Here is a 19,735-nt window from a genome sequence, read left to right as displayed (position 1 = left end):
CGACGTCGTGGGCGGTGGTGGTGTCGTCGCTCACAGCGCGTCCCCTTCGGTGACGGGAGCCGACGCCGGGTCGGAGGCCGGGCCTCCCTGGCGTTCGGTGGCCCGGGCCGACAGGGCCGGGCCGGTGAGTTCGAGCAGGCGGTCGACGGTGACGCCGTCGAGCGTGGTGAGGTGCACGTCGCCCGCGCCCTCGGGGACCGGCACGATGTGCTCGACGGCCACCGTGACGGCGCCGGAGGCGACGGCCGAGGCGACGCCGGTGACGGAGTCCTCGACGGCGATGCACGCCGTCGGCTCCACCCCGAGCTGCGCGGCGGCGGACAGGTACGCGTCCGGGTGCGGCTTCGGCCGGTCGACGTCGTCACCGGCCACGACGACCCGGAAGCCCCGGGCGCCCAGGGCCTCGGCGGTGACCATGGCCATCGTCCGCCGGGACATCGTCACGAGCGCGGTCGGGATGCCGCGGTCGTGCAGCTCCTCGACGAGCTCACGGGCACCGGGACGCCAGGGCAGGTCGTCGCCCTGCAGCCGCTCGACGACGAAGTCGGTCATCCACTGGACGATCTCCTCGACCTCCATGTCGACGCCCTTGTCGCGGAGGATCTCGCCCGAGCGCTCGAGGCCGCTGCCCACCAGGGACAGCCCGTCCGCGTGCGTCCACTCGGCGCCGTGGCGGGAGGTCAGCACCACCTGGGACTCCTGCCAGATCGGCTCGGTGTCGATGATGGTGCCGTCCATGTCCCACAGCACGGCTGCGGGGCGCACGGCCGCGGGCGGGACGGGGGCAGGGGGTTGCTCGGTCACGGGCGACGAGTCTACCGGCGGTGCCGCGGCGTCGGTCCGTGGGCGGTCGGACTATCGTGGATGGCTGATCGTGCTCCGGACGACGCGCGCGCGGACGTGCGCGTGACGCCCATCACAACGACCAGGAGGCCCCTGCCGTGCCACAGCACTCCCCCTTCAGCGACGGACGACTCCTCGTCGTCGCGTTCGAGGGCTGGAACGACGCCGGTGAGGCCGCGAGCGGTCTCGCCCGGCGCATCGTCGACGCGCTCGAGCTCGACGAACTCCGCGAGATCGACGGGGAGCGGTACGTCGACTACCAGTTCAACCGCCCCGAGGTCGGCTTCGACGACGACGGTGAACGCGGTGTGCAGTGGCCGCGGATCGTCCTGCACGGGCCGAGCGCCGAGGGCCGTCCGGTCATCGGCGCGACCGGTGCGCCGAGCGACCGCGACGTGTTCGTCCTGGTCGGCCCCGAGCCCTCCCGCACCTGGCGCGGCTTCTGTGCCGAGGTCATCGACCTGGCGGACGTCTACTCCGTCGACGCCGTCGTCTTCGTCGGCGCCATGCTCGCCGACGTGCCGCACACGCGGCCGATCTCGGTGTTCGTCTCGAGCGAGAACGCGGGCGTCCGCGCGGCGTTCGACGTCGACAAGTCCACCTACGAGGGACCGACGGGCATCCTCGGCGTCCTCGCCGACGCGATGGACAAGGCGGGCCTGACCACGCTGTCGCTCTGGGCCTCGGTGCCGCACTACGTGCACAACGCCCCCTCGCCCAAGGCCACCCTGTCGCTCCTCGACAAGATGGAGGAGCTCACCGACGTCACCGTCCCCCGTGGCACGCTCCTCGACGACGCCGCCCAGTGGGAGGAGGGCATCGACGCCCTCGCCGCCGACGACGAGGACATGGCCTCGTACATCGGCCAGCTCGAGCAGGCGCGCGACACCGTGGACTCCCCCGAGGCCTCGGGCGACGCGATCGCGCAGGAGTTCGAGCAGTACCTCCGGCGCCGCGAGCACAAGGACGGCAAGGACGGCGGGAGCGCCGCCGGCGAGGGTCCGTGGCGGCCCCCGCAGCCGCCGCAGTAAGGCGCAGACCCCTGACGGACGGGAGGCCCGGTACCAGCTGGTACCGGGCCTCCCGTCCGTCAGGGGCGCACGCTGGTGCGTCCGCCGTCAGCCGATGCGGATGCCGAGCAGCGCGTCGACCAGGTCGACGAGCTCGGGTGTGGCGGCCGTGCCGCCAGCGATCGCGGTGTCGACCACCGCGACGGCACCGGGGGTGTCGAGGTCGTCGGCGACCCGCGCGCGGAGCCGGGCGACGACGTCGGCCGCGTCCTGCTCGTGGCCGCGGGCGTCACGCACCCAGGCGTCCCACGACGCGAGGCGCCGGACGGCGTCGTCGAGCGAGCCGTCGAACCACTCCCAGTCGTCCGAGTAGCGGTGGGACAGCAGCGCGAGCCGGATCGCCCGGGGGTCCGCCCCGTCGTCGAGCAGACCGCGCACCGTCACCAGGTTGCCGAGGGACTTCGAGATCTTCGCGCCCTGGTAGGCGACCATGCCGGTGTGCACGAAGGCGTTCGCGAGGGGCTGGTGTGCCAGGGCCGCCGCGTGTCCGGCGCTCATCTCGTGGTGCGGGAACACCAGGTCGCTGCCGCCGCCCTGCACGCTGATCGGCAGGCCGAGGCGGTCGCCGGCGATGACGCTGCACTCGATGTGCCAGCCGGGCCGGCCGGGGCCGATCTCGGTGTCCCAGCTCGGCTCGCCCGCACGTTCGGCACGCCAGAGCAGCGGGTCGAGCGGGTCGCGCTTGCCGGGTCGGTCCGGGTCCCCGCCGCGCTCGGCCGACAGGGCCAGCATCGTCTCGCGGTCCAGTCGGCTCTCGTCACCGAGCGCCCACGTCTCGGTCGGCCGGTTCACGTCGAAGTAGAGGTCCTCGCCGTCGGAGTCCGGCGTGGGGACCGTGTACGCGTAGCCGGTCTCCTCGAGGAACGCGACGGCCTCGGCGACCCGGTCGACCTCGTCCGTGACGGCCACGTAGTCGTCGGGCGGCAGGACGCGCAGGGCCTCCATGTCGCGGCGGAACAGGTCGATCTGCGACGCTGCGAGCTCCTGCCAGTCGACACCGTCACGGGCGGCGCGTTCGAGCAGCGGGTCGTCGACGTCGGTCGTGTTCTGGGCGTAGCGGACGGTGAGACCGGCGTCACGCCAGACCCGGCCGAGGGTGTCGAAGGCCAGGTACGTGGCCGCGTGGCCGAGGTGCGTGGCGTCGTACGGGGTGATGCCGCAGACGTACAGGGCCGCGTCGTCGGCGCCGCGCGTCGGGTCGACGGGCTTGCCGGTGGCGGTGTCGTGCACGACCGGGCGGGGACCGGAACCGGGGACCTCCGGGACGGACGGCGCCTCCCAGGCCCTCACGGCTCGACCACCCCGAGGGAGAGCAGCACGATGAGCACGACACCGAGGAGGATGCGGTACACGACGAAGGGCATGAAGCTCCGCTTGCTGATGTAGTTCATGAACGCGGCGATGACGACGAAGCCCACGACGAAGGCCACCACGGTCGCGATGAGGGTGTCGGCGAGGCCGAACGGTGCACCGGTGTCGCCGAGGCTCGTGGCGGCCTCGTACAGCCCGGAGAGGAAGACCGCGGGGATCGCGAGCAGGAACGCGAAGCGCGCCGCCGCCGGACGGGTGTAGCCGAGCGCGAGCCCCATCGACACGGTGGCGCCGGAGCGGGAGACGCCCGGCACGAGGGCGAGGACCTGCGCGAGCCCGATGAGGATGCCGCCCTTGAACGTCATGTGCTCGATGCGCCGGACCTTGCGGCCGACCCGGTCGAGCACGCCGAGGACGACGCCGAACACGATGAGCACGATCGCGACGATCCAGAGCGACCGGAACGTCGTCTCGATGCTGTCCTGCAGCAGGAGCCCGACGACACCGATCGGGATCGTGCCGAGGATCACGAGCCACCCGAGCCGCACGTCCGGGTCGTTCCGCGGGACCTTGCCGCCGAGCGCTCCGAACCACCGCCCGATGATCCGGGTGATGTCCTTCCAGAAGTAGATGAGCACGGCCGTCTCGGTGCCGAGCTGCGTCACCGCGGTGAACGCGGCTCCCGGGTCCTTCGCATCGGGCAGGAATAGCCCCACGATCCGCAGGTGCGCGCTGGAGGACACCGGGAGGAACTCGGTCAGACCCTGGACGAAGCCGAGGAAGATCGCCTCGAAGATGTGCACTGGCGCGGCCTTTCGGGGTACTGGACTCGGTCGCCGTCAGCGACGGCGACCATGCACGGTATCAGTAGGTCGCGAGGAGGTCCGCGAGGACGCGGCGACCGAACGCCAACGACGCGAGCGGGACGCGCTCGTCGACCCCGTGGAACATGGCCGGGAAGTCCACGCCGGCCGGCAGCTGCAGCGGCACGAAGCCGTAGCCGGCGATGCCGAGCCGTGAGAGCGCCTTGTTGTCCGTGCCGCCGGACAGCAGGTAGGGCAGGACCGGGGCGCCGGGGTCGTGCCGCTCGAGGACGTCGCGGACGGCGTCGACGAGGGGGCCGCCGAAGTCCTGCTCGAGGCCGACGTCCTGGTGGGTCATCGACACCTCGACGTCGTCACCGGCGAGTTCGCGGACGCGGGCCAGCACGGCGTCCTCGTCTCCGGGCAGGCAGCGGATGTCGACGAGCGCGGTCGCCTGGTCCGGGATGACGTTGTGCTTGTAGCCGGCGGTCAGGACGGTCGGGTTCGTGGTGGTGTGCAGTGCGGCGTGGATGAAGCGCGACGCGGAGCCGGTGGCGAGGGCGACCTCGTCCGGCCCGGTGGCGACCGGGTCGACGCCGAGGAACCGTGCGACCTCGGCCACCATCGCCTCGGTGGTGTCCGACAGGCGGACGGGCCACTCCTCGCCACCGATCCGGGCCACGGCGGCCGCGAGCTTCGTGACGGCGTTGTCGCGGATGACGTGCGACCCGTGGGCCGCGGTCCCGCGTGCGGTGAGCTGCACCCACATGAGCGCCTTCTCGCCGGTCTGCAGGAGGTAGGCGCGCCGGTCGCCGAGCGTGATCGAGTACCCGCCGACCTCGCTGATCGCGGCCGTCGCGCCGGCGAAGACCTCGGGGTGGGTGTCGACGACGTGGTGGGCGCCGAGGACTCCCCCGGCCTCCTCGTCCGCGAAGTAGGCGATGACGAGGTCGCGTTCGGGCGCACCTTGGCGCTCGACGACGTCCGCGAGGGCCGTGAGCATCATCGCGTCCATGTTCTTCATGTCCACGGCGCCACGACCCCAGAGCGAGCCGTCTCGGACCTCGCCGCCGAACGGGTCGACGGACCAGTTCTCCGGGTCCGCGGGGACGACGTCGAGGTGCCCGTGCACGACGAGGGCGGGCTTGCTGCGGTCGCGGCCGGGCACACGGGCGACGACGCTGACCCGGTCGGGTTCGGACTCGAACAGCTGCGGCTCGAACCCGAGGTCCTGCAGGGCGGCCTCGACGTAGTGCGCCGCCTCGGTCTCGCCGCGGGACCTGCCCCCACCCCAGTTCGTGGTGTCGATCCGGATGAGGTCCCGCGCGATCGCCGCGGTGCGTTCGAGCTCGGACGTCATGCCGCAACGCTACCGGCGACACCCCTCCGACACCGTGCCGGCACCGCGCCGCGCCCGGGATGCACGACCGTGTTCAGCGTGCGTTCACAGCCGTGCTAGTGTCTTCTCTCGGCAGGAACGCCGGGGAAACCCGGCCGGAAAGCCCGGTGCGAGAGCACCACACCCAGTCCGGGTGGCGGAATTGGTAGACGCGCTAGCTTGAGGTGCTAGTGCCCGTATTAGGGCGTGGGGGTTCAAGTCCCCCCTCGGACACTCGACATCACGATGTCGGACACCTTGTGTTGAGACAAGCGGCGAACGGCCCTCCTTCGGGAGGGCCGTTCGTTTTCGTGCGCCCGGGAGTCGCGACGCCGCTCCGGCTCCGGACGGGAGGCGCGGCACCCGCTGGCAGTGCGCCTTGCGTCCGAGTCGGCTCCGGATCGCGCCCCGTCTCGCACATCGCGCCCTGTCGGGACGGGGCGCGATGTGCGGAACGGGGCGCGGCGCGCACGCGGCGCGCGTCAGCGACGCGCTCGGCGCACCACCCACACGGCGACCCCGCCGATGAGCAGGTAGGGCCAGAACGCGATCACCGGGTCGAGCACCCCGTGCCGCCAGTCCCGTCGCGATGATCCGAGCCGCGCGCCCACGGGGTCGTCCGCCCGCTCGGCCGCGATACCGGTCTCCTCGACGAGCCGATCGGGGCGGCCCCGCAGTGCGTCCGTCACTCGGTGCGTGGCGACGTCGAGCCGGTCGCCGAGGACGAGCAGCATCCAGTGCGCCAGGCGCCCCTCGCTGAACCGTCGGTAGGCGTACCGCTTCACGACCCCGGCGAGGCCGGACAGCGGCTGCGCGGTGCCGAACACGGGCGTGACGTGGGCGTGCTCGATCGACCGCTCGCGGCCGTCGGCGCCGGGCTGCTGCTCCGGGACGACCCAGTGCGCGCCCGTGGCCGATCCGGCCTCCTTCGACAGCTTCGGCACGCTCGGCCGGTCGGCGAGGTCGAGGTCGCTCCCCCACCCCGGGATCCGCGCGCGCAGTTCGTCCGCCGTCGGCAGGTCCCGCGGCTTGTCCGCCACGTAGGCGATGTGGTCGGTCATCTCGTCGTCCTTCCCGCTCACGGCACGATCACCGTCTTGATGCAGCCGTCGAGCTTCGCCGAGAACAGGTGGTACGCCTCGTCGATGTGCTCGAGCGGGATCCGGTGCGTGATGATCTCGCTGGGCTTCAGGTGGCCGGCCTGGATGTGCTCGAGCAACCGCGGCCACTGTCGCTTCACCGGTGCCTGGTTCATGTGGATGGTGACGCCCTTGTTCAGCGCGTCGCCGAACTTCACGGCGCTCGGGATCGGGCCGTACGCACCCATCACCGACACCGTGCCGCCCTTGCGGACACCGTCGATCGCCCAGTTCAGCGCGATCGGCGAGCCGCCCTGCAGCTTGAGCTTCGCGCTCGTCACGTGCTGCAGGTAGTTGCCGTCCGCCTCGGCGCCGACGGCGTCGATGACGCTGTCCGCACCGAGGAAGTCGGTCTGCTTCTTCATCTCGACGACGATGTCGTCCACCTCGGCGAAGTTGATCGTCTCGGCGTGCGCGAACTCGCGGGCCTTGGCCAACCGGTACTCGAGCTGGTCGACGACGATGACCCGACCGGCACCCATGAACCACGCCGACTTCGCCGCGTACAGCCCGACGGGTCCGGCGCCGAGCACGACGACGGTGTCCCCTTCGCGGATCGACGCCAGCTGGGCCCCGAAGTAGCCGGTGCCGAGCGCGTCGGTCATCATGAGGGCGTCCTCGGCGTCGAGCCAGTCCGGGATGACCTGCGGACCGACGTCGGCGAACGGCACCCGGACGCGCTCCGCCTGGCCGCCGTCGTAGCCGCCGGTGGTGTGCGAGTACCCGAAGATGCCGCCGACCGCGGTGGCGTTCGGGTTCACGTTGTGGCAGTTCGTGAACAGGCCGCGGGCGCAGAACCAGCAGGTGCCGCACGAGATGTGGAACGGCACCATCACGCGGTCACCGACCGACAGGGTCTCGACGGACGAGCCGACCTGCTCGACGACGCCGATGAACTCGTGGCCGAAGGTGTGGCCGACACGGGTGTCCGGCATCATGCCGTGGTAGAGGTGCAGGTCCGACCCGCAGATCGCGGCTCGTTCGACGCGGATCACCGCGTCGTTGGGGTGCTCGATCCGGGGGTCGGGCTTGTCCTCGACACGGACCCGGTAGGGGCCGCGGTAGGTCATGGCGCGCATGGCGCTCCTCTCGCTCGTGCCGTCGATGCTGACGGTCGGCGGGTGGGAGGCGATCCAGGGTCGCGTTCGCCGCACAGGGCGACCGCACGGACGACGGGAGGCCCGGTACCAGCTGGTACCGGGCCTCCCGTCGTGCAGGCAGCCGCGTCGGGACGCGGGGGCGCTGCGCGCGCCTAGCTCTTCGCCGCGTCGACGAAGGTGCGGCGCGGGTCGGTCTCCTTGATGAGGGAGGTGGCGTCGCGGCCGGAGACGGCCCCGGTGACCCAGCCGATGACGATGCGCGCCTTGCGGTTCAGCGTCGGCATCGCGTAGACGTGGTACGCGCGGTGCGCCATCCACGCGAGCAGGTTCGTCATCTTGATGCCCTTGATGTTCGCCGCGCCCTTGGCGACACCGTACGAGGCGACCGTGCCGATGGACGGGTGGCGGTACTCCTCGAGGGGCTTGCCGGTGATCGACGCGACGATGTTGTCCGCGACGGTGACAGCCTGACGGACGGCGTTCTGGGCGTTCGGCGGGTAGTACGCCGGCTGCTTCTCGGCCGTCAGGTCCGGGACCTGCGCGACGTCGCCGAGGCCCCAGACACCCGGGACGACCTCGTGCGTGTCCTCGGCCTCGACCTGGAGCTTGGCGTTCGCGGCGAGGTGGCCCTTCGGCCCGCGCGGCAGGTCGGTGGCGTCGAGGAGCGGGTTCGGCTTGACGCCGGCCGTCCAGACGAGCAGACCGGTGGCGAACTCGTCGCCGTCGGACAGCTTGACGACGCCGCCCTCGCAGCTCGGCATGGTGGTCTTCAGGCGGACGTCGATGCCGCGGGCGCGCAGCGACTCGAGGGTCCACTTCGACAGCTCCGGACCGACCTCGGGCGCGACGCGGTCGAGCGCGTCGATGAGCACCCAGCGGGGCTGCTCACCGGCGAGCGACGGGTAGGTCGCGATGGCGGCCTGGGAGACGTCGAACAGCTCACCGATCGCCTCGACGCCGGTGTAGCCACCACCGATGAAGATGCTGGTGAGGAGTCGGCGACGCTCGTCCTCGTCGCGGGTGGCAGCGGCCTTCGCGATGTTGTCGAGGAGCTTGGCGCGGACGTACGCGGCCTCCTCCACGGTCTTGAAGCCGATGCCGACCTCGTCGAGGCCGGGGGTCGGGAAGGTGCGGGTGACCGAACCGAGGGCGACCACGAGGTGGTCGTACCCGAGCGAGCGGTCGTCGCCGCCGGCCGTGGCGACCGAGACGGTCTTGTCGGCCGAGGAGATCCCGGTGACCTTGCCCTGGATGACGCGGGTCTTGCGGAGCGCGCGTCGGAGTTCGACGGTGACGTCCTTCGGGGCGATGTGGCCGCCGGCGACCTCGGGCAGGAACGGCAGGTACGTGTAGTACGTGTTCTGGTCCACGAGGGTGATGCGCATCGGCACCGTCGCGGCGTGCTTCTGCAGCTGCTTGACGGCCGTGTAGCCGGCCGAGCCGCCGCCGAGGACGAGGACGTGAGGGATGGAGTCTGCCATTCCTCCGGTCTACCCGATCCTGCCCCTCCACGTCATCAGCGCCGCACCTGTCCGGCCGATCCGTGCGTGATCCGGGTCACTTCCGGCCGTCGCGGAGTCGCCACCACGCGGTCTCGGCGATCTCGCGTCCGGTGTAGACGCCGTGCTGGGTCCGCCGGGACTCGTGCAGCGAGAACCGCCGGAGTCGGTACCCGCCGCCGAACCGGTCGATGATCGCCTCGGGCGAGGCGTCGGCGTCGCGCTTGACGTACCAGGTGCGGTCGTCGACCTGCTCGATCACGCCGTGCTCACCGACGACCGCCGATGCGGGAGCGCAGGACGTCGATCCGCTTCTGGATCTGCTCGATGCTGGCCTGCGCGACGGCCGGCCCGCCGCTGATCCGTCGGAGCTCGGCGTGGATCGCGCCGTGCGGCTCGTTCGCGTGCCGGGACCAGATCGACACGAGGCGCTGCAGCTCGGACCGCTGCTCCTTGATCGTGAGGTACATCGGGCGGTTCTCGGGCTCGGGCGCCTTCGGTGTGCCGTCCTTGACGACGCGTCCCTTCGAGCGCTTCGCCTGGGTCGCCTGCCGTGCGCGGAGGAGGTCGCGCACCTGGTCGGGTTCGAGCAGGCCGGGGATGCCGATGAAGTCGAGCTCCTCGAGCGAGCCGACCTCGCCACCGGTGCCGAACTCGCCGCCGTCGTAGAGGACCCGGTCGAAGGACGCCTGCGAGTCGAGGGCCTCGAACGGCTGCACGTCGAGCAGGCTCTCCGAGGCGCGCTCCTCCTTGTTGGCCTCGGCGACCATGGCGTCCTCGGGGTTGTACATGCCGTCCTCGGCGTCCTTCGGACGGTCGAGGGCGTGGTCGCGCTCGAGCTCGAGGCTCGCGGCGAGGGCCATCAGGCCGGGGACGCTCGGCAGGAACACCGAGGCGGTCTCGCCCCGGCGCCGGGCACGGACGAAGCGGCCGATGACCTGCGCGAAGAACAGCGGGGTGCTCGCGCTCGTGGCGTAGACGCCGACGCAGAGGCGCGGGACGTCGACGCCCTCGGACACCATCCGGACGGCGACCATCCAGCGCGAGGTGTCCTCGGCGAAGGACTGGATCCGGCTCGACCCGGCGGCTTCGTCTGAGAGGACGACGGTCGGCCGCTCCCCCGTGATCCGCTGCAGGATGCGTGCGTACGCCCGGGCCGTCGTGGTGTCGGTCGCGATGACCAGGCCGCCGGCGTCCGGCACGCCGCGGCGGACCTCGGTCAGGCGCTTGTCCGCGGCCGAGAGCACCGCGGGCATCCACTCGCCCTCGGGGGAGAGCGCGGTCCGCCACGCCTGCGCGGTGATGTCCTTGGTGACGGCGTCCCCGAGCGAGGCGGCCATCTCGTCGCCCATCCGGGTCTTCCAGCGCATCTGCCCGGCGTAGGCCATGAACAGCACGGGGCGGACGACGCCATCCTTGAGCGCACGGCCGTAGCCGTAGTTGTAGTCGGAGATCGACGTGCGGATGCCCTGCTCGTCGGGGGCGTACTGCACGAACGGGATCGGCGCGGTGTCGGACCGGAACGGCGTCCCGGAGAGCGAGAGCCGGCGCGTGGCCTTCGTGAACGCCTGTCGGATGCCGTCACCCCAGGTGAGGGCGTCACCGCCGTGGTGCACCTCGTCGAGGATGACGAGCGTCCTGCCGCTCGCGGTGATCCGCTCGTGCACGTCGGGGTTCATGCCGACCTGGGCGTACGTGATCGCGACGCCCTGGTAGTGCCGGCCGAACATGCCGTCGCCGTTCTTGAACATCGGGTCGAGCCGGATGTTCACGCGGTCGGCGGCGTCCGCCCACTGCCGCTTGAGGTGCTCGGTCGGGGCCACGACGACCAGCCGGTCGACCGTGCCGCGGGCGAGGAGCTCGGTGGCGAGTCGGAGCGCGAAGGTGGTCTTGCCGGCGCCGGGGGTGGCCGCCGCCAGGAAGTCGCGCGGCTCCTTCTCGAAGTACTTCGTGAGCGCTTCGACCTGCCAGGCGCGGAGCTTCGAGGCGGTGCCCCACGCGGCGCGTTCCGGGAACGCCGGGGACAGGTGTTCCGCTGCCGCGTTGCCCGCGACCTCGGCGATGGCCGCCGGTTCGGTCGGCACCGCGGACGGGGTCGCACGGTCGTCCGGGGACCCGTCGATCGGGAGTTCGGCGGGTTGCTGGTGCTCGGTGTTCTCCGCTGCGCTCACTCCACCCGAGTGTACCGGCACGCTCAGTCCTGCCTGGCGTGCGGGGCACGCTGCTCGCCGGTGCCGCGGACCAGGGAGGCCGGTCGCAGCACGCCGGCACCGAAGCGTGCGGTGACGGCGTCGACCGTGGTCTCGGTCTCCCGCCACGGCGCGTCGTCGTCCCAGAGGGCGTTGCTGGCGGCCGCCGGCACGAGGTTCTCGCCGCGGACGCCGATCAGCCGGATGCGGTTGCCGGGCCGGTGCAGCACGTCGTACAGCTCGACCGCCTCGCGGTGCAGGCGCTTCGCGACGTCGCTCGGCTCGGCGAGCGTCCGGGAGCGGGTGAGGGTCGTGAAGTCGGTGTACCGGACCTTGAGCGCGACGGTCCGCGCCTGCACCTCGGCGCGTCGGAGCCGGACCGCGACCTTCTCGGCCAGTCGGAGGAGTTCGCGGGCGACGTCGTCGCGGTCGGTCAGGTCGCGACCGAAGGTGACCTCGTGCCCGATGGACTTCTCGCCGACGCCGGACTCGACCGTGCGCGGGTCCCGACCCCAGGACAGGTCGTGCAGTCGCTGCCCGCCGGCCGGCCCGAGCAGGGCGACGAGCGACGGCAGCGGGGTCGTCGCGAGGTCGCGGACGGTGTGGATGCCGCGACGCTCGAGGGTCTCCTGCGTCTTGCCGCCGACGCCCCAGAGCGCGGACACCGGCTGCGGGTGCAGGAACGCGACGGTGTGCTCGTGCGGGACGACGAGCAGGCCGTCGGGCTTCGACCGGCTGGACGCGAGCTTCGCGACGAACTTCGTGCTCGCGGCGCCCACCGAGCAGTGCAGGCCCGTCTCGGCGAACACGGTCCGTCGGATCTCGGTGCCGATCTGCCACGGCGTGCCGTACAGCCGCAGGGCACCCGCGACGTCGAGGAACGCCTCGTCGATGCCGAGCCGCTCGACCCGCGGGGTGAACCGGTCGAAGATGCGCATGACCTGGGCGGAGCGCGCGCTGTACTTCTCGAAGTGCGGTTCGACGATGACCGCGGCGGGACACCGGCGTTTGGCGACGGCCATCGGCATCGCCGAGTTGATGCCGTACCGGCGCGCCTCGTACGTGGCGGCGGTGACGACGGAGCGATCCGAGTCGTGCCCGACGATGACGGGCAGACCCACCAGGTCCGGGCGGTCGAGGAGCTCCACCGAGGCGAAGAAGGCGTCCATGTCGACGTGCAGGACCGTCGCCGTGCGGTCGTCGACGGGCGCGTCCGAGACGAGTCGGTTGCGTCCGTCCTGCTTGCTCACCGGGTCATGCTCGCACGGACCGCCGACACCGCGGTCACCGGGTGACGGGCCCGAACTCCGCCGTCGCGATGGTCCGCAGGGCGGAGTCCCGGGTCGACGGGTGGTACTGACCCGCCCGCACGTCCCGCGCCAGGCGGGCGAGCTCGTCGGACGCACGGAACGCCGATCCACCGACCACCCGCAGGGCCTCGTCCACGACGTGCTGTGCCGTGTCCACCGCGCGAGCCTTCGTCCCGACGAGCAGCGGGGACCAGCGGTCGTGGTCCACGAGCTCGTCGACGTCGCGCGCGAGGGCGTCCACCTGCAGGTGCACGGCGTCCGTCGCGCTCCGCATGGCCGCCACCGCCCGCCGGACGTCCGGGTCGGCGGAGCGGGGCGTCCCGTCCATCGCCGTGCGACCGGCGACCCGCTCGACGGCGAGGGCGACGGCGCGCGAGGCGATGCCGACGTACACCGAGGCGACGAGGAGCTCGAAGGCCGCGAAGACGCCGAAGACCAGCGGATCGGCGACGGGCCCGACCGGCAGGACCCGGACGATGCGCTCCGCGGGGAGGTGCAGGCCCTCGAGCAGGGTCGTCCGGCTCTGCGTCGCCCGCATGCCGAGGGTGTCCCAGTCGTCCAGGTGCCGGACGCCCGCGTCGCCGCGGACCGCGAAGCCGTGCACGAGCCGCGGCTCCGGCCCCGAGGTGTCCTTCCCGAACACGCTGAGCACGTCCCAGGCCGGCGCGAGCGACGTGGACACCTTCGTGCCGGTGAAGCGGTACCCGCCGTCACCGTCGGGTTCGGCGACGGTCAGCGAGTCGAACAGGACGGCGTCGTTGCCGGGCTCGCTCACCCCGAAGGCGAGCAGCCGGTCCGCCGCCGCGGCGGCGGTGACGGTCTGGAGGAACGCCCCACCCCGCGCGGTCACGGCCCGGGCCGCCTGCACCCACACCTGGTGCATCCCGAGTCCGAGCGCCGTGGCCGGCGCTGCCTCGGCGAGGGTCCGCTGCACCGCAGCGGTCGCGCGGAGACCCAGCCCCGAGCCTCCGTCCCGGACCGGCACGCCGATCCGCAGGTAGCCCGCCTGCCGGAGCTCGGCGAGGTCCTCGGTGCAGAACGCGTTCTCGGCGTCGTACCGGGGCGCACGCGCCGCGATGCGGGTGCGCAGGTCGGTCGGGACGGCCCAGGGGCGCTGGCTGCCGGAGGTGGACTCGGTCATGGGACGAGAGTACGGTCGCCTGACGTGTCAGACCGTCATCCGTGGACCAGGTACGTCGCGATCGGTGACTCGTTCACCGAGGGGATCGGTGACCCGGACCCCGCGTCGGTCGGCGGTCACCGCGGTTGGGCCGACCGGGTCGCCGAGGCACTCGCCGACGGCACCGACGAGGACTTCGGCTACGCGAATCTGGCGGTGCGCGGCCGGCTGCTCGGGCAGATCGTCGAGGAGCAGACCGAGGCGGCGGTGGCGCTCGGCCCCGACCTGGTGACCGTGTCCGCCGGCGGGAACGACATCATCCGCCCGGGCTCCGACCCGGACGAGCTCGCCGAGCGGTACGACAGCATGGTCGCGACGCTGCGGCGGGACGGCGCGACCGTCGTGCTGTTCACCGGGCCGGACGTCGGGATGACGCCGGTGCTCGGGATGGTGCGCGGCAAGACGGCGATCTACAACGAGCACCTGCAGGCGATCGCGCTCAAGCACGGGGCGCTCGTCACGAACCTGTGGGCGCTCCGCGTCCTGCGCGACCCGCGGATGTGGGCGCCGGACCGGCTGCACCACTCGCCGCTCGGGCACGCGACCGTCGCCGCCGCCGTGCTCGACACGCTCGGCGTCGCCCACCCGCTCGGGGCGTCGGTGCCGGAGCCCCTCGCCGCCCGGCCGTGGCGGGAGGCCCGCGTCGAGGACCTCGGGTGGGCCAAGGAGTACCTCGTGCCGTGGGTCGTGCGCCGGGTGCGCGGGACGTCGTCCGGCGACGGGATCACGGCGAAGCGGACGTCCCTGCAGCCGGTCGCCCCGCGGGGCTGACGGTCCGCAGCGACATGCCGCGGCACCGCGGCCGGTGGCGCCCGGTCACGTCGTCGCCCGCTTCGGCCAGACGGTGTAGCTGAGCGCCCAGAGCAGCTCGACCGCCACGATCACCCCGAGCACCGGGAACCACCCGACGAGCGGTTCGACGGCCGGCGTCCCCGGGCCGCCCAGGACGACGAGCGCGCCGAGCACGGCTGCCGACACCAGTGCCGCGAGCAGCGTGCGAAGGACGTCTCCCCAGCACTTCCGCGTGTACGCCCAGCCGGTGGGGCCGGGCGGCAGCGGCTGCCCGGTGCGCAGGCGCGTCAGGTGGCGGTCGGCCCAGCGCACCATCCGGTGCCCGTAGGTCAGCGAGAACCCGACGTAGAGCGCCGCGAGGCCGTGCTCCCAGGTCGCCGCTCCCCCGGCACGCAGGTCGACGGCCGTGACGACCAGGAGGACGACGTCGAGCACGGGTGCGAGCACGAGGACCGCGGCACCGAGCCGGAGCAGGCCGGCGGCGCGCAGGGTGAGGCCCCCGAGGACGGCGACCCAGAACCCGACCTCGCACGCGACGATGACGACGATCACGTCGCTGTCCCCCGGGTCTCGGCGGACCGGACTGTGCTGAGTACGACTGTGTTCACAACGGCCATGCTAGTACGACTGTGTACGATCAGCGCATGCCCCGCCTCATCGACCACGCCGAACGTGACGCCGTCATCGCAGCGGCAGCCTGGCGCGTCCTGGCCCGCGACGGCCTCCCGGCGTTCTCGGTTCGGCGGATCGCCGACGAGGCGGGTCTCGCGACGGCGTCGCTCCGACGGGCGTTCCCCACGCAGGCCGCCCTGCGGACGTACTGCCTGCGGCTCGTGGGTGAGCGGGTGCAGGCGCGGATGGACGCCCTCGCCGTCGCGTCCGACCCCGCCGCCGACCCGCGGGGCTTCGTGCTCGCGTGCCTGGCCGAGCTCCTGCCGCTCGACGCGGAACGGCGGTCGGAGACGGAGGTCTGGCTGGCCCTCGGCTCCCTGGCCACCACCGACGCCGACGTCCGGGCAGCGTACGACGACTCGTCCCGCACGATCGCGACCGCGTGCCGCTCCCTGCTCGGGATGCTGCCCGGCCCTGGCGGTGGCGACCCCGACGCGCTGTCGGCGGAGGCGCAGCGCCTGCACGCGCTCCTCGACGGCCTCGCCCTGCACCTCGTGCACGCGCCCCCCTCGGCGGACACCGCGTGGGCGCTGGACGCCCTCGACCGCGTCGTCCCGGACGGGCCGCGGCCGGACCCCGGCTCCGCCGCGGGCTAGGCGGCCCGGCGGTTCACCCGAGTGCGGCGGCCGGGTCGAACTGCACCCCGCGGAACGGGTTCGACCAGCGCCACCAGACGCCCGGGTCGTCGATCGCCGCGTCCAGCTCGAGCGGCACCGTCACCGGGTCGTGGTGGGACACCCGGAAGCGGACCGACCCGACCCGGTCGCCCGCCGCACCGACGGTCACCGGCTCGAACGTCGCCTTCGCGGTGACCTCGGTCCGACCCCAGACGAGCACCGAGGCCGCCCGGCTCGCGGTGGCGTCGACACCGTCCTGCCACGGCGCTTCGTACGTCCCGAAGGTCTGCCCCTCGTGCGTCAGCGTGACCACGTGGAAGTCGTCGGCCACCGAGTGGAGCAGCCGCCGGACGTCGACGTCGAGGGAGTCGTGGTCGACCCCGCCGAGCATCACCCCGATCACGGTGACGTCCCGGCCGCCGCGCTCGTACGTCGCGGCGAACAGCAGGCAGGCACCGGCCTCGTCGAGCGTCCCGGTCTTGATGCCCTCGACGCCGTCCATGCCGAGCAGCTTGTTCGAGTTCTCGATCTCCCCGACACCAGGCACCGTCGCGGAGCGGGTGCCGACGACCTGCTCAACGAGCGGGTCGGCCAGGGCGAGCTTGCCCAGGTCCACCAGGTCCGTGGCGGTGGACCGGTTGCGCGGGTCCAGGCCGGTCGGCTCGACGATCGTGGTGTCGTCCAGCCCGTGCTCGTCGAGCCAGGCGGCGGCTGCCTCGCGGTACCCGTCCATCGAGCCGAACGCCCACAACGCGAGTGCGCCGGCGTAGTTGTTGGCGGACTCCATCAGCGCCACCTGGAACACCCGGTACTGCGACATCCGCAGGTCCGACGGCAGCGGCGCCACCTCGCCGTTCTTCGCCGCGTACTGCGCGTACAGCGCCTCCATCGCGGGCGTGAACCGCACCGTGGGGCCCTGCTGCCCGACGTCGAGCGGCTTGCGGTCGAGGACCACGAGCGCCGTCACGATCTTCGAGATGCTCGCGATCGAGCGCTTCTTCCGGTCTCCGCTCGTCGTCAGGCTCTCCGGGAACCCCTCGGCCTCGACTGCCGTGGCCCCGTAACCCGGGAACCGCAGTTCCGGAGCGCTCGACCGCGGTGCGGCGTAGGTCGTCGCGCTCGCGGTCGTCGGGGCGAACGGCACCAGGGCGGCGGCCGCCAGGAAGGCGACGACGAGCAGCAGGACGGCGACGACGGCGATCGTCACGGGCCTCCGGACAGCGGAGCGGGGGCGGCGGACGACGTTCGGCACGAGACCGGATCGTACTGGAGGCGCGGGGCGGGTCGCTGGGACCGGCGCGGCCGCTCCGGGGCCGGGTCGGGCCTCCCGGCGGACCACGGTGGGCAGGTCGCGTCCGCGCCCCGGACGGCTCAGCGCGCGCGTTGCGCGTGCGCCACGGCCCAGAGGCCGACGGCGCTCGCCGCGGCGACGTTCAACGAGTCGACGCCGTGGTGCATCGGGATCCGGACGGTCGTGTCGGCGGCGGCCACCGCGGCCGGGGTGAGCCCCTGCCCCTCCGTGCCCATCACCAGGGCGACCCGCTCGGGCACGTCGGCGACGAAGTCCTCGAGGTCGACGGAGCGGTCGGTGAGCGCCATCGCGGCGAGGTGGAAGCCCTGCGCACGGAGGTCCTCCCCGGCGGCGGGCCACTCGCCGATCCGGGTCCACGGCACCTGCAGCACGGTGCCCATGCTCACCCGGACGCTCCGCCGGTAGAGCGGGTCGGCGCACCGCGGGCTGACCAGCACCGCGTCGGCCCCGAGCCCGGCGACGCTCCGGAAGACCGCACCGACGTTGGTGTGGTCGACGACGTCCTCGAGCACGACCACGAGCCGGGCGTCCCGCACCACGTCGGCGACCGTGGGCAGCTCCGGTCGGTGCATCGCGGCGATCGCGCCCCGGTGCATCCGGAAGCCGGTGAGCTCCTCGAGCAGCGCGTCCGGACCGACGAAGACGGGCCCGTCGTGGTCGGCGACCAGGGGCAGCACGCTGTCGACCCACTTCTCCTGCACCAGCACGCTCCGCGGGACGTGCCCGGCGCGGACCGCCCGCTCGATGACCGTGTTCGACTCGGCGATGTAGAGCCCGCCCTCCGGTTCCGTGACCCGGCGGAGCGCGACGTCGGTGAGCCGTGCGAAGTCGTCGAGGCGGGGGTCGTCGAGGGAGTCGATGCGGACGATGTGCACGGTGCTCGTTCCGGTCGGGGACGGGTCGGTCGTCCGGGGTCTGGTGGTGCCGGTGCGACCCGGGGAAGGCCCGGGGACGCTCGGCGGTTGAGGGTACCGTGGACACGATGGCGACGAGCGACGGCACTGCGACGGACGGCACGGCGGCGGACCCTGCGGGCGACGTCGTGGTCACCGACCTCGACCGTGCGGTCGAGGTCCTGCGCGGCAAGCGTGTCGCGGTCCTGACCGGCGCGGGCGTCAGCACCGACTCGGGCATCCCCGACTACCGCGGCGCGGGCCGCGTCGTGCGGAAGCCGATGACCTTCCAGGAGTTCCTGGCCGACCCCGCCAAGCGGCAGCGGTACTGGGCCGGCTCGCACCTCGGCTGGCGCACCTTCGCCGCCGCACGCCCGAACGACGGGCACCGCGCGCTCGCCGCTCTCGAGCGTGCCGGCGTCGTCGGCGGCATCGTCACGCAGAACGTCGACGGCCTGCACCTGCGCGCCGGGTCCCGTCGGGTCGTCGAGATCCACGGGTCGATGGACCGCGCGGTGTGCCTGACGTGCGGCCAGGTGTTCTCCCGCGCCGACCTCGCGGCCGTGCTCGACCGCGAGAACCCGTGGATCGACGAGCCCGGCACCGTGCAGCTGCAGCCGGACGGCGACGTCGAGATCACCGACGTCGAACGCTTCCGGGTGCCCGACTGCACCGTCTGCGGCGGCGTGCTGAAGCCCGACGTCGTGTTCTTCGGCGAGTTCGTGCCGGCCGAGAAGTTCCGCGAGGCCGTCTCCATCGTCGCCGAGGCGGACGCGCTCCTCGTCGTCGGGTCCTCGCTCACCGTGAACTCCGGCGTCCGCCTGCTCGACCACGCCACCCGCCGCAAGCACCCCGTCGTGATCGTGAACCGCGGCGCGACCCGCAGCGACCGCCGGGCCGCCGTGAAGCTCGACGCCGGCACCACCGAGACCCTGGTCGACCTCGCGGCGCGGCTGTCGCCGTCTGCGATGATCGACGGGTGACGACGCTCCTCTACCTGGTCCGACACGGCGAGACCGACTGGAACCGGCAACGGCGCATCCAGGGCTCCACGGACGTCCCCCTCAACGACACCGGGCGGCGTCAGGCGGTGCAGACCGCGGCGCTGCTCGCCCGCCGCTCCTTCGACGCGGTCGTGTCGTCGCCGCTGTCCCGGGCGCTCGAGACCGGGACGATCATCGCCACTCACCTGGGCCTGCCCGCCCCCGCCGGGTACGACGGGCTCCGCGAGCGCTCGTACGGCGAGGCCGAGGGGCTGACCCACCCGGAGATCGCCGAGCGGTGGCCGCACGACGCGGTCCCGGGTCGCGAGTCCCGCGCCGCCCTGCTCGACCGGGTCACCGAGACGCTCGCCGAGATCGCGGTCCGCTACGACGCCGGTTCGGTCGTCGTCGCCACGCACGGCGCCGTCATCCGCACCGTGGTCGACGCCGCGGCACCGGGCACGTTCGAGCGCTCCACGGTGCCGATCCGGAACGGCTCGGTGCACTCCTTCCGCTGGGACCCGGAACGCTTCCGCGCCGAACTCGTCCGCTCCGACGACCCGATCGACGAGGTGTCGGACGCCCCCGGCCGGTACGCCTTCGAGTACCAGAACCCGCTCGAACGCCGGAGCTGACCGGACACC

General features: G+C 72.8%; 19 protein-coding genes and 1 tRNA gene. 6 read left to right on the top strand and 14 right to left on the bottom strand.

What is annotated here, in order from left to right:
- Nucleotides 1-30: 30 nt before the first annotated feature.
- The gene (locus KM842_RS05085) at nt 31-804 is read right to left on the bottom strand and encodes an HAD family hydrolase (RefSeq protein ID WP_253206256.1); all 774 of its coding nucleotides are present in this window, start codon (nt 802-804) and stop codon (nt 31-33) included.
- Nucleotides 805-941: 137 nt separating this feature from the next.
- Between KM842_RS05085 and KM842_RS05080 the strand changes: the two genes are divergently transcribed.
- Nucleotides 942-1,874 carry a proteasome assembly chaperone family protein gene (locus KM842_RS05080; RefSeq protein WP_216261402.1) on the top strand — a complete coding sequence of 311 codons (933 nt, stop codon included), beginning with the start codon at nt 942-944 and terminating at the stop codon, nt 1,872-1,874.
- An 87-nt stretch (nt 1,875-1,961) separates the two neighbouring features.
- On the opposite strand, the gene mshC is transcribed toward KM842_RS05080, so the two are convergent.
- The 3 genes from mshC to KM842_RS05065 all read right to left on the bottom strand — a co-directional run bounded on the left by mshC (nt 1,962) and on the right by KM842_RS05065 (nt 5,387).
- Nucleotides 1,962-3,203: a cysteine--1-D-myo-inosityl 2-amino-2-deoxy-alpha-D-glucopyranoside ligase gene (gene mshC / locus KM842_RS05075; RefSeq protein ID WP_216261401.1), complete on the bottom strand. Its 1,242-nt coding sequence runs from the start codon at nt 3,201-3,203 to the stop codon at nt 1,962-1,964.
- On the bottom strand, nt 3,200-4,027 hold the full coding sequence (locus KM842_RS05070; RefSeq protein WP_216261400.1) for an undecaprenyl-diphosphate phosphatase: 828 nt from the start codon (nt 4,025-4,027) through the stop codon (nt 3,200-3,202). Before KM842_RS05070 ends, mshC begins: the two co-directional genes overlap by 4 nt.
- A 61-nt stretch (nt 4,028-4,088) precedes the next feature.
- Nucleotides 4,089-5,387, bottom strand: a complete 1,299-nt coding sequence (locus KM842_RS05065) for a M20/M25/M40 family metallo-hydrolase (RefSeq protein WP_216261399.1) — start codon at nt 5,385-5,387, stop codon at nt 4,089-4,091.
- 166 nt (nt 5,388-5,553) lie between these two features.
- Here KM842_RS05065 and KM842_RS05060 point away from each other — a divergent pair.
- Nucleotides 5,554-5,639 (top strand) — tRNA-Leu (locus KM842_RS05060).
- A 248-nt stretch (nt 5,640-5,887) separates the two neighbouring features.
- Here the strand turns inward: KM842_RS05060 and KM842_RS05055 are convergent.
- From KM842_RS05055 to KM842_RS05025, 7 genes are all read right to left on the bottom strand, one after another.
- Nucleotides 5,888-6,466, bottom strand: a complete 579-nt coding sequence (locus KM842_RS05055) for a hypothetical protein (protein ID WP_216261398.1) — start codon at nt 6,464-6,466, stop codon at nt 5,888-5,890.
- 17 nt (nt 6,467-6,483) lie between these two features.
- The gene (locus KM842_RS05050) at nt 6,484-7,623 is read right to left on the bottom strand and encodes a zinc-dependent alcohol dehydrogenase (RefSeq protein WP_216261397.1); all 1,140 of its coding nucleotides are present in this window, start codon (nt 7,621-7,623) and stop codon (nt 6,484-6,486) included.
- A 173-nt stretch (nt 7,624-7,796) separates the two neighbouring features.
- A complete protein-coding gene (locus tag KM842_RS05045; RefSeq protein ID WP_216261396.1) occupies nt 7,797-9,125 on the bottom strand; it encodes an NAD(P)/FAD-dependent oxidoreductase in 1,329 nt (442 codons plus the stop codon).
- 76 nt (nt 9,126-9,201) lie between these two features.
- On the bottom strand, nt 9,202-9,405 hold the full coding sequence (locus tag KM842_RS05040) for a hypothetical protein (RefSeq protein ID WP_216261395.1): 204 nt from the start codon (nt 9,403-9,405) through the stop codon (nt 9,202-9,204).
- Nucleotides 9,406-9,412: 7 nt separating this feature from the next.
- Entirely contained in the window at nt 9,413-11,227 is a 1,815-nt protein-coding gene (locus tag KM842_RS05035) for a DEAD/DEAH box helicase (RefSeq protein ID WP_253206345.1), read from the bottom strand.
- Between the two features lie 110 nt (nt 11,228-11,337).
- A complete protein-coding gene (dinB, locus tag KM842_RS05030) occupies nt 11,338-12,582 on the bottom strand; it encodes a DNA polymerase IV (protein ID WP_216261394.1) in 1,245 nt (414 codons plus the stop codon).
- 34 nt (nt 12,583-12,616) lie between these two features.
- A complete protein-coding gene (locus KM842_RS05025) occupies nt 12,617-13,783 on the bottom strand; it encodes an acyl-CoA dehydrogenase family protein (RefSeq protein WP_216261393.1) in 1,167 nt (388 codons plus the stop codon).
- Nucleotides 13,784-13,807: 24 nt separating this feature from the next.
- Between KM842_RS05025 and KM842_RS05020 the strand changes: the two genes are divergently transcribed.
- A complete protein-coding gene (locus KM842_RS05020) occupies nt 13,808-14,593 on the top strand; it encodes an SGNH/GDSL hydrolase family protein (protein WP_216261392.1) in 786 nt (261 codons plus the stop codon).
- A gap of 45 nt (nt 14,594-14,638) precedes the next feature.
- Here the strand turns inward: KM842_RS05020 and KM842_RS05015 are convergent, their stop codons facing one another.
- On the bottom strand, nt 14,639-15,166 hold the full coding sequence (locus KM842_RS05015; protein ID WP_216261391.1) for a hypothetical protein: 528 nt from the start codon (nt 15,164-15,166) through the stop codon (nt 14,639-14,641).
- Nucleotides 15,167-15,258: 92 nt separating this feature from the next.
- Here KM842_RS05015 and KM842_RS05010 point away from each other — a divergent pair, with 92 nt between their 5' ends.
- Nucleotides 15,259-15,882 carry a TetR/AcrR family transcriptional regulator gene (locus KM842_RS05010; RefSeq protein ID WP_216261390.1) on the top strand — a complete coding sequence of 208 codons (624 nt, stop codon included), beginning with the start codon at nt 15,259-15,261 and terminating at the stop codon, nt 15,880-15,882.
- Nucleotides 15,883-15,895: 13 nt separating this feature from the next.
- Here KM842_RS05010 and KM842_RS05005 read toward each other — a convergent pair whose 3' ends face one another.
- Both KM842_RS05005 and KM842_RS05000 read right to left on the bottom strand, forming a co-directional pair.
- Nucleotides 15,896-17,155, bottom strand: a complete 1,260-nt coding sequence (locus KM842_RS05005) for a D-alanyl-D-alanine carboxypeptidase family protein (RefSeq protein WP_216261389.1) — start codon at nt 17,153-17,155, stop codon at nt 15,896-15,898.
- Nucleotides 17,156-17,274: 119 nt separating this feature from the next.
- Nucleotides 17,275-18,090: a TrmH family RNA methyltransferase gene (locus KM842_RS05000; protein ID WP_216261388.1), complete on the bottom strand. Its 816-nt coding sequence runs from the start codon at nt 18,088-18,090 to the stop codon at nt 17,275-17,277.
- A gap of 107 nt (nt 18,091-18,197) precedes the next feature.
- Here KM842_RS05000 and KM842_RS04995 point away from each other — a divergent pair, with 107 nt between their 5' ends.
- Nucleotides 18,198-19,091 (top strand): NAD-dependent protein deacetylase, encoded by an 894-nt coding sequence (locus tag KM842_RS04995; protein ID WP_216261387.1) that lies wholly within the window; start codon nt 18,198-18,200, stop codon nt 19,089-19,091.
- Nucleotides 19,088-19,726, top strand: a complete 639-nt coding sequence (locus KM842_RS04990) for a histidine phosphatase family protein (protein ID WP_216261386.1) — start codon at nt 19,088-19,090, stop codon at nt 19,724-19,726. Before KM842_RS04995 ends, KM842_RS04990 begins: the two co-directional genes overlap by 4 nt.
- Nucleotides 19,727-19,735: the final 9 nt, after the last annotated feature.

This window comes from Curtobacterium sp. L6-1, from assembly GCF_018885305.1.
GTDB classification, from domain to species: Bacteria; Actinomycetota; Actinomycetes; order Actinomycetales; family Microbacteriaceae; genus Curtobacterium; species Curtobacterium aetherium.
The sequence above is the reverse complement of the archived record's forward strand: the minus strand, read 5'-3'. Positions and strand labels throughout refer to the sequence as shown.

Bases quoted from the DNA above. Each gene is read 5' to 3' on its own strand.
- KM842_RS05065 (WP_216261399.1), bottom strand. From the start codon at position 5,387: ATGACGTCCGAGCTCGAACGCACCGCGGCGATCGCGCGGGACCTCATC.
- KM842_RS05050 (WP_216261397.1), bottom strand. From the start codon at position 7,623: ATGCGCGCCATGACCTACCGCGGCCCCTACCGGGTCCGTGTCGAGGAC.
- KM842_RS05055 (WP_216261398.1), bottom strand. From the start codon at position 6,466: ATGACCGACCACATCGCCTACGTGGCGGACAAGCCGCGGGACCTGCCG.
- KM842_RS05010 (WP_216261390.1), top strand. From the start codon at position 15,259: ATGCCCCGCCTCATCGACCACGCCGAACGTGACGCCGTCATCGCAGCG.
- KM842_RS05045 (WP_216261396.1), bottom strand. From the start codon at position 9,125: ATGGCAGACTCCATCCCTCACGTCCTCGTCCTCGGCGGCGGCTCGGCC.
- KM842_RS05025 (WP_216261393.1), bottom strand. From the start codon at position 13,783: ATGACCGAGTCCACCTCCGGCAGCCAGCGCCCCTGGGCCGTCCCGACC.
- KM842_RS04995 (WP_216261387.1), top strand. From the start codon at position 18,198: ATGGCGACGAGCGACGGCACTGCGACGGACGGCACGGCGGCGGACCCT.